The organism is Sphingomonas sp. Leaf21 (assembly GCF_916858675.1).
Classification (GTDB): domain Bacteria; phylum Pseudomonadota; class Alphaproteobacteria; order Sphingomonadales; family Sphingomonadaceae; genus Sphingomonas.
Window position 1 is genome coordinate 59,590 of record NZ_CAKASM010000018.1, and the last position, 8,452, is coordinate 68,041.

Genomic DNA, 8,452 nt, shown 5'->3' on the forward strand with positions numbered 1-8,452 from the left:
TCACCGCTTGGCGGCGGCCCCCTCCACCAGCGTCGCCGGTGCCTGTCGCTTCAAAGACACATTCCACCACCGTCACAAACCGGTCATCGCCGCGTCGCCACCATGTCACGCGGCGGCCCCATGCGCCCGCTCCATTGGGTTAACGAGCCATTTGGGGGCGAAGCATCATGGTAAAGTATCTGGTCGGTGTCGCGACGATCGCGCTGATCGCACCCGGCGTCGGGGCGCAGTCGCTGCCCGTACAGGCCGCGATCACCGGCGCGGCGGATCCGGTCGCGGCCGACCCGACCAGCACGACCGACGAGCAGGCCGGCACGTCGGGCGACGTCGTCGTGCTCGGCTTCGGCCAGAGCCGCCAGGTCCAGACGATCACCGCCGCCGATCTCGATCGGCTGACCCCCGGCACCTCGCCGCTCAAGGCGATCTCCAAGCTGCCCGGGGTCAATTTCCAGGCGTCGGATCCGTTCGGCGCCTATGAATGGTCGACCCGCATCTCGCTTCGCGGGTTCAACCAGAACCAGCTCGGCTTCACACTCGACGGCGTGCCGCTCGGCGACATGAGCTATGGCCCGACCAACGGCCTGCACATCAGCCGCGCGATCATCTCCGAGAACATCGCCTCGACCAGCGTCGCGCAGGGCGCGGGCGCGCTGGGCACGGCGTCGACCAGCAACCTGGGCGGGACGATCCAGTTCACCAGCCGCGCGCCGTCGGACATCGCCGGGATCGCCGCCTCGGGCACCTATGGCAGCAACGACACGATTCGCGGGTTCGTGCGCGCCGACAGCGGTGACATGGGCGGCGGGCTCAAGGGCTATCTCAGCTACGCCTATCTGACCACCGACAAGTGGAAGGGCTATGGCAGCCAGCGCCAGCATCAGGTGAACGCCAAGCTGGTCAAGGATTTCGGATCGCGCGGTTCGATCACCGGCTTCTTCAACTTCTCCGATCGTCGCGAGAACGACTATCAGGACCTCAGCCTCGACATCATCAAGCGTCGCGGGCTCTATAACGACAACATCACCAACAATTACCCGCTCGCCATCCTCTATGCCAAGCAAGCGACCAACGGCGCGGCGGCGGCGGCCTATGCCAGTGCGAATAACGGGTCGCTGACCGGCTTCAACGCGCCCTATGCCGGGGTCGCGATCGGGTTGCCGACCGGGATCACGCTCGACGACGGCTATTACGACGCGGCGGGGCTTCGCCAGGACTATCTGGGCGGCGTCACCTTCGACGCCAAGCTGACCGATACGCTCTCGCTGACCTCGACCAGCTATTATCATCACAACAAGGGGCAGGGATCTTGGATCACGCCCTACAACCCGACCATGGCGGGCGCCCCCAATGCCGATGGCACGCCGATCACCAACCCCGCGCCGCTGTCGTTCCGCACGACCGAATACAGCCTGGACCGCGCGGGCACGATCGCCAAGCTGGCGCTGACCACCGGCGCGAACAAGCTGGAGCTGACCGGCTGGTATGAGAGCAACACGCTGCACCAGGCGCGGCGCCTCTACGGCATGACCGACACCGCGACGCCCAACCGCAACGCGCTGGATTTCCAGAGCAATCCGATGGCGACGGTCTGGAACGGCAAATATGATACCGAGACGCTGCAATATTCGGTCGGCGACACGCTCGACCTCGGCCAGCTGACCATCAATGGTGGCTGGAAGGGGATGCGCGTCCGCAACCAGGCCAACACGCTCGCGGGCACGCTGGCGCGCGGCCAGATCAAGAGCCAGGACTGGTTCCTGCCGCAGATCGGCGCGGTGCTGCACCTGGGCAACCAGGCGGAACTCTTCGCCAGCTATACCGAGAATATGCGCGCCTTCATCGCCGCCGCGACCGCGCCGCCCTTCTCGATCACCCAGGCCGCGTTCAACGCGGTGGCGAACACGGTCCGGCCCGAAAAGTCGAAGACGGCGGAGGGCGGCGTCCGCTATCGCACCGGCGGGCTGCAACTATCGGCGGTCGGCTATTATATCGACTTTTCCGATCGCCTGCTGACCTACTCGGTCGGCACCGCGATCCAGGGCATTCCGCCGACGCTCAACAATGTCGGCGGCGTGGAAAGCTATGGCGCGGAGGTTTCGGCCTTCTACCGCCTGACCTCCGCCTTCTCGGCGCTCGCCAGCTATTCCTACAACCATGCCACCTATCAGCAGACGGTGCGCGACGGTTCGGGCAACCTGCTGGCGGAGAAGGGCCGGTACGTCGTCGACACGCCGCAGAACATGGTCAAGGGCGAGCTGGTCTATGACGACAGCCGCCTCTTCGGCCGGGTCGGCGCGGACTATATGTCGAAGCGCTACTTCACCTATCTGAACGACCAGTCGGTCGCGGGGCGCGTCCTGGTCGATGCCAGCATCGGTTATCGGTTCCCGGCGGCCTGGGGTGGCTTCTCGATCGAGGGCAGCGTGACCAACCTGACCGACAAGCGGTATATCTCGACCATCGGCACCAACGGCTTCACCGCCAGTGGCGACAACCAGACCCTGCTTGCCGGCGCGCCGCGTCAGTGGTTCGTGACGCTGAAAAAGGGGTTCTGATAGCGCCTCTGGCCGCTCCCCTCCCGTAGACGGGAGGGGATGGGGGAGGGCGGAGTCTCACCGAGATTGTCGTCTGTTGCCAAGCCCTCCCCAAACCCCTCCCGCTTGCGGGAGGGGCTTTCTGCCGGGATGGATCACACCGCCCAGGCCCCGATATCCGCCTGCTCGCCGATCAGTGCCAGGCCATGCGCGATCGAGGTGAGTTCGCCGCCGGTCGCGATCTTGTCCCCTCCGAACCGCGCCTCGAACATCCGCCGGATCGCGGGCATCAGCGAGGTGCCGCCGGTCAGGAATACCCGGTCGATCGCACCCGCCTCGGTCGCCGCCATCGTCAGCGCGCGGTCGACCGCCTGCTCGATCCGCGCCAAATCGGGCGCGATCCAGCTTTCGAAATCCCGACGCGCCACATCCGCCTCGATCGACAGACCGCCGCCCTCGAACCGGAACAGCGCGTCCTCGGCGGCGGACAGATCGCGCTTCACCCGGCCGACCGCGTCATAGAGCCGATATCCCTGCTCCTCCTCGATGATCGCGATCATCCGGCCGATCGCGTCCGGATCGAGCGCGGCGCGGCGAAGCTTCTCCAGTTCGGCAAGCGTCTTGCGATTGCGCATCAGCGCCAGCCGCGACCAGTCGCCGAAATCGGCGAAATAGCCGCGCGGAATCTCCAGTATCTTGTCGAACGAGCGATACTGCCCGCCCGCGCCGAGCAGCGGCAGGACGAGATGGTCGATCAGCCGCTGGTCGAACCGGTCGCCCGCGATGCCGACCCCGGCATGGCCCAGCGGCTCGCAACGGCGCGGCGCACCGGGCGCGGCGATCCGCACGACGGAGAAGTCGCTGGTCCCGCCACCGAAATCGGCGACCAGCACGGTCGCGGGCTCGGTGATCCGCGAGGCATAGCTGAACGCCGCGCCCAGCGGTTCATAGACATAGTGGATCTCCGCCCCCAGCCGCGCGAACATCGCGTCATAGCGTGCCCTCGCCAGCGCTTCGTCGGGGCGGTGCCCGGCATATTCGACCGGTCGCCCGACCACGATCCGCGCGGCCTTGCCGTCGAGCACGCCACCGCTTCGCGCCGCCATACGGTCGAGGAAGGCGCGGCCGAGTTCCTCGAAGCGATAGCGTTTGTCGAACACCGTCGCATGTTCGAACACCGGCGAGGCGGCGACCGACTTGAACGACTGGATGAACCGGCTGCCGCCCGGAAAGTCGAGATATTCGGCGATCGCCCAGGGCCCCGCCTCGACCGCGATGCCGTCATCCTCCCAGAAGCACAGCGCCGAGCGGAAGACGGGGTCGGTGCCCTCCGGACCGTTCAGCGGCACGAGATGGGATTGCCCCGCATCGGCGCGCGCGATGACCGAATTGGTGGTGCCGAAGTCGATGCCCAGGACGGTTTGCATGGTGTCGGTCATGCCGCGTGCGCTACACGAACTGGCGCGCGGTTGGAGCGTTTTCTTCCATCCACCCGCTCCTGCCAGGTCCAGAGCGACCGACCCTTCTTTCTCACCTCCCGCAGGCGGGAGGGGTTGGGGGAGGGGCTGGCCACAGGCGGCGGTCTCGGTGAGATGCCTTGCCCTACCCCCGACCCCCTCCCGCTTGCGGGAGGGGGAGGAACAGGGATTAGCGGTTGCCGGGGTTCAGATCCGGCCAACGGTCCAGCATCGCCGCCGTGACCCCGTTGGTCCAGCCGAAGCCGTCCTGGGTCGGGTATTCCCCGCCGCCGCCCGGCTTGCGCTCCTCGACGTCATATTTCTCCAGGAGCTTGCCCGTCTCGGCATAGGTGCGCGCGACGGTGGCGATCCAGCGGCGGGCGATGTCCTTGGCGAGTGCCTGTTCGCCGTAGCGTCCGAGCCCCTCGATCGCGACCCATTGCAGCGGGGCCCAGCCATTGGGGGCATCCCATTGCTGGCCGGTGCGGATGCCCGTGGTGCGCAGGCCGCCTTCGCCGACCAGCGTCATGCGGGTCGTCGCGGCGACCGCGTGCGCCTGTTCGGCACTGGCGAGCCCGGCGAACAGGGGGAAGAGCGACGCGGCGGAACGGGACCCTGTCGGCCGCCCGGTGCCGCGGTCCCAATCGGCGAAGCGCTTGTCGGCCGCGACCCACAGATACCGGTCGATCGCCGCCTTGCGCCGCGTGGCGAGATCCTCGAAGCGCTTGGCGGTGTCAGCCATTCCCGCCGCACGCGCCCGCGCGGCGATCCGGGTTTCGCTGATCCAGAGCAGGCTGTTTAGGTCGATCGGCACGATGTCGGTGGTGTGGATCGTCTCCAGCCGCATCGGATCGCCCAGCCAGCGCGAGCTGAAGTCCCAGCCCGATTCCGCCGCCGCGCGCAGGTCGCGCTGGACGATGCCGGCCGGGCGGGGGCGGACCTTGAGCGCGGTTTCGCGGTCCTCGCGCCAGCTTTCGTCACGCGGTGTGTCGCGCGCGTCCCAATAGCGGTTGAGCAGGCTGCCGTCGGGCATCCGCACGACATGCTGGCACGCACCGCTGGCATCCAGGCAATTCGACCCCGCCATCCAATAGTCATGCTCGCGGATCAGCGCGGCCAGCCGCCGCCTGGCCAGTGCGGCGTCCCTGTTGGTCGAAAGGTCCATCATCAGCGCGAGGAAAGGCGGCTGCGACCGGCTGAGATAATAGCTGCGCGTGCCGTTGGGGACGTGGCCGTAGCGCTCGACCAGGTCGACGAAGTCGGCGAGCATCGCCTCGATCAGCGGCGCCTGCCCATCGGCCTTGAGGCCCAGCATGGTGAAGTAGCTGTCCCAGTAATAGATTTCCTGGAACCGGTCGCCGGGCACGACATAGCCGTGATCCAGTCCCAGCGCGGACGATCCCGGCACGGGGGCGAAGGGCGCGCGCCCGAGGACCGGCCACAATTCGCGGATATGGTCGCGCAGCGGCGCCTTGCCCTGGGTGTCGCCGCGCACCGAGAAATGACGGCGGACAAAGGCGGCCAGCGCGGCCTTGTCGCGCGGGCGTTCGCGGTCATAGGCGGCCATGATCGCCTTTGGATCCTCGCGCGGGACCGCGTCGGCGAAGGTCTTGCCGTCGGGGAAGACCTGCTCCTGCTGAACCGCGGCGAACAGCGGGCCGTAGATGTCGGCGGGCGAGGGCGGCGCGACCCGGAGCGGCGCCTGCGCCTGGAGCAGCAACGCGAGCGAGGGGATCAGCATCAGGCGGCGGGTCCGGGCAGGGCGGTGGTTCATCGGTCGCGTCTCTCCTGTTCAACCCTGTCGTGCGGCACGCGGCAGCAGGACGGTGGCGTCCAGCCCGCCGCCGTCCGCCTCGGCCAGGACCAACCGACCGCCATGCAGCTCGGCCAGCTCGCGGACGATCGACAGGCCGAAGCCATGCCCGTCCCCCCGCTCGTCCAGCCGCGCCCCCGCCTGCGTCGCGCGGATGCGATCGCCCTCGGGAATGCCGGGGCCATCATCGACCACGCGCAGCGCGATTTGTCGACCCTCGGCGCGCGCATCGATCGTCACGCGCGAGCGGGCATGGCGCGCGGCATTGTCGACCAGATTGCCCGCCACCTCGTCCAGATCGGTCGCGTCCATCGCGATGGCGAGATCGCTGGCGATGTCGGTCAGGATCGCGATGCCCCGATCGGCATGCAGCCGACCGATCGCCAGCGCCAGGTCCGCGATCGCCGGGGCGAGCGGCGTCGCGGCGCGAAGCGCCCCCATTTGCGCACGTGCCCGCGCAAGGTGATGGCGGATGGTCGCGTCGATCCGCGCCACCTGCGCCGCGCGCGGCGGGTCATCCGCCAGATCGAGCGCCAGCGTTGCGACCGGCGTCTTGAGCGCATGCGCCAGATTGGCCGCCGCAGTCCGCGCCGCTGCCAGATTGCGTTCGGTATCGCTGGTCAGCGCGTTCAGTTCGACCGCCAGTGGGTGCAGCTCGGCGGGCTGATCCTCGTCGACGCGGGTCCGCTCGCCCGCGCGAATGGCGGCGACCTCTTCGCGCAACCGGCGCAAGGGACGCAGCCCGAGCCGCAACTGGACCAGGCTCGCCCCCGCCAACAGCACGCCCAGTCCCGCCAGCATCGCGAGCAGCGGGATCAGCGCGGCGCGGATCGGCCGCGCGACCACCGCGCGCGGGGCGGCGACGGTGATCGTCACCGGCCCCCGCGAAGAGGCGATGGTCACCTGGCGGGCATGGACGCGGACGCCCTGTTCGGTCCGCCCCTCGGCGGGCTGGGGCGCTTCGGCATCGCCCGGTGCCGGGGGCGGGGGCGTGGGGGGCGGACCGCCGTTCGCAGGGGGAGGCGGCGGATGGCCTTCGGGTCCGGGGGGATGCGGCGCGGCGAGCGGCGGGAAGTCCGCCGATCCGATCGTCCCGTCGGGCCCCGTGATCCGCCAGCGCCAGCCGGGTTCGGGCTCGAGCAGCCCCCGGCGCTTGGCGATCCGGTCGCGGTCGATACGTCCCTGCGGATCGACGGTTGCGGCGAGCACCGCGATCTCCGAATCGAGCCGCTGGTCGAGGCCGCGCGTCACGACCCCCTCGAGCGCGCTGGTCAGTCCCCAGCCCGCGAGCAGGAGCGACACCAAAATGGCGAAGCCCGAGATCAGGATCATCCGGCCATGGATCGATTTGGGAATCGATCCGGACAGCGATCGGACCAGCCTCATGCCGCGTCTCCGGCGGTCAGCCGATAGCCCATGCCCCGCACCGTTTCGATCAGGTCGGCGCCGATCTTCTTGCGCAGCCGCCCGACGATCACCTCCAGGCTGTTGGAATCGACATCGGCATCGCCCTCATAGACCCGCTCGAGCAATTCCAGCCGGGGGATCACCGCCTCCTTGCGCAGCATCAGCGCGGACAGCACCCGCCACTCGAAAGCGGTCAGCTTCAGGGGCAGGCCATCCAGCTCGAACTGCCCCGTCTGGCTGTCGAAGGCGAGGGGGCCGCAGGTCAGGCGGGGCTGGGCATGACCCGCCGCCCGACGGACCAGTGCGCGCAGCCGCATGACCAGCTCCTCGACGCGGAAGGGCTTGGTCAGATAGTCGTCGGCCCCCGCCTTGAACCCGGCGACCTTGTCCGACCAGCCGTCGCGCGCGGTCAGGATCAGAACCGGCAGCGCGCGTCCCGCATCGCGCCACGCCTTGAGCAGCGACATGCCGTCGCCATCGGGCAGCCCCAGATCCAGCACCGCCGCGTCGTAGATTTCGGTATCGCCCGCATGACCGGCGTCCACGCCATTGTCGTGGAGGTCGACCGCGCAATGTTCGGCACGCAGCGCGCGTGCGATGGCGGGCCCGAGCGCGGGATCGTCCTCGACCAGCAATATCCGCATGACGCTGCCCCTTTGCCCTTCATGGCCCCCGCGGACCGATATCCTTGCACAGGCTAAACCCAATCTGAACGGCGCGGTTCAGCGGGCATCGGGCCGAATCACCTAAAAGAGGTTCATCAACCAAGGAGCCTCAGACAATGTCTCGATGGAATGTTTCGAATCTCCGCCCGCAGGGCAAAGCCCCGCTGGCCGCCGCCGCCGCCGTTCTGATCGCGCTGGGCGCCGGGGGCGGTGCCGCCGCCGTCTCGATGACCCGGCCCACCGTCGCCATGGCGCCGACGATCCCGACGCCGATCGCCAAACTGTCCTCGACCAGCGGCATCGTCACCGCCAAGGGGCGGGTGGCCGAAGTGTTCGGCGACCGCTTCGTGGTGCAGGACCAGAGCGGCCGCGCGATGGTCACCGGATCGCGCGACGCGATGCCCTCGGTCGGCAGTAACGTGATGGTGCAGGGTCGGTTCGACGACGGCGTGATGCATGCGCAGTATCTGGTCGATCCCAACGGCTCGGTCGTCCCGATGGGCCCGCCGCCCCCGCCTCCCGGTGGACCGCGCGGTCCGGGCGGTCCCGGCGGACCGCGTGGCGACGGCCCCCCGC

General features: G+C 68.8%; 6 protein-coding genes. 2 read left to right on the forward strand and 4 right to left on the reverse strand.

The genetic code is table 11. The features are described from left to right. The first annotated feature begins 167 nt into the window (after positions 1 to 167). Positions 168 to 2,555, forward strand: a complete 2,388-nt coding sequence (locus LRP66_RS13380) for a TonB-dependent receptor (RefSeq protein ID WP_230483097.1) — start codon at positions 168 to 170, stop codon at positions 2,553 to 2,555. A 134-nt stretch (positions 2,556 to 2,689) separates the two neighbouring features. Here LRP66_RS13380 and LRP66_RS13385 read toward each other — a convergent pair whose 3' ends face one another. The 4 genes from LRP66_RS13385 to LRP66_RS13400 form a co-directional block, all read right to left on the reverse strand. Next, the gene (locus LRP66_RS13385; RefSeq protein ID WP_230483098.1) at positions 2,690 to 3,973 is read right to left on the reverse strand and encodes an Hsp70 family protein; all 1,284 of its coding nucleotides are present in this window, start codon (positions 3,971 to 3,973) and stop codon (positions 2,690 to 2,692) included. Between the two features lie 208 nt (positions 3,974 to 4,181). After that, on the reverse strand, positions 4,182 to 5,765 hold the full coding sequence (gene treF, locus LRP66_RS13390) for an alpha,alpha-trehalase TreF (protein ID WP_230483099.1): 1,584 nt from the start codon (positions 5,763 to 5,765) through the stop codon (positions 4,182 to 4,184). Positions 5,766 to 5,783: 18 nt separating this feature from the next. Further along, on the reverse strand, positions 5,784 to 7,190 hold the full coding sequence (locus LRP66_RS13395) for a sensor histidine kinase (protein ID WP_230483100.1): 1,407 nt from the start codon (positions 7,188 to 7,190) through the stop codon (positions 5,784 to 5,786). Then, positions 7,187 to 7,855: a response regulator gene (locus LRP66_RS13400; protein ID WP_230483101.1), complete on the reverse strand. Its 669-nt coding sequence runs from the start codon at positions 7,853 to 7,855 to the stop codon at positions 7,187 to 7,189. The genes LRP66_RS13395 and LRP66_RS13400 overlap by 4 nt, the downstream gene beginning before the upstream one ends. A gap of 137 nt (positions 7,856 to 7,992) precedes the next feature. Here LRP66_RS13400 and LRP66_RS13405 point away from each other — a divergent pair. Then, positions 7,993 to 8,452 (forward strand): hypothetical protein (locus LRP66_RS13405; RefSeq protein WP_230483102.1); only part of this gene is annotated, 460 nt, incomplete at its 3' end.

Excerpts from the sequence above, each read along its gene's own strand:
- LRP66_RS13400 (WP_230483101.1), bottom strand. The coding sequence starts at position 7,855 with ATGCGGATATTGCTGGTCGAGGACGATCCCGCGCTCGGGCCCGCCATC.
- treF (WP_230483099.1), bottom strand. The coding sequence starts at position 5,765 with ATGAACCACCGCCCTGCCCGGACCCGCCGCCTGATGCTGATCCCCTCG.
- LRP66_RS13380 (WP_230483097.1), top strand. The coding sequence starts at position 168 with ATGGTAAAGTATCTGGTCGGTGTCGCGACGATCGCGCTGATCGCACCC.
- LRP66_RS13395 (WP_230483100.1), bottom strand. The coding sequence starts at position 7,190 with ATGAGGCTGGTCCGATCGCTGTCCGGATCGATTCCCAAATCGATCCAT.
- LRP66_RS13385 (WP_230483098.1), bottom strand. The coding sequence starts at position 3,973 with ATGACCGACACCATGCAAACCGTCCTGGGCATCGACTTCGGCACCACC.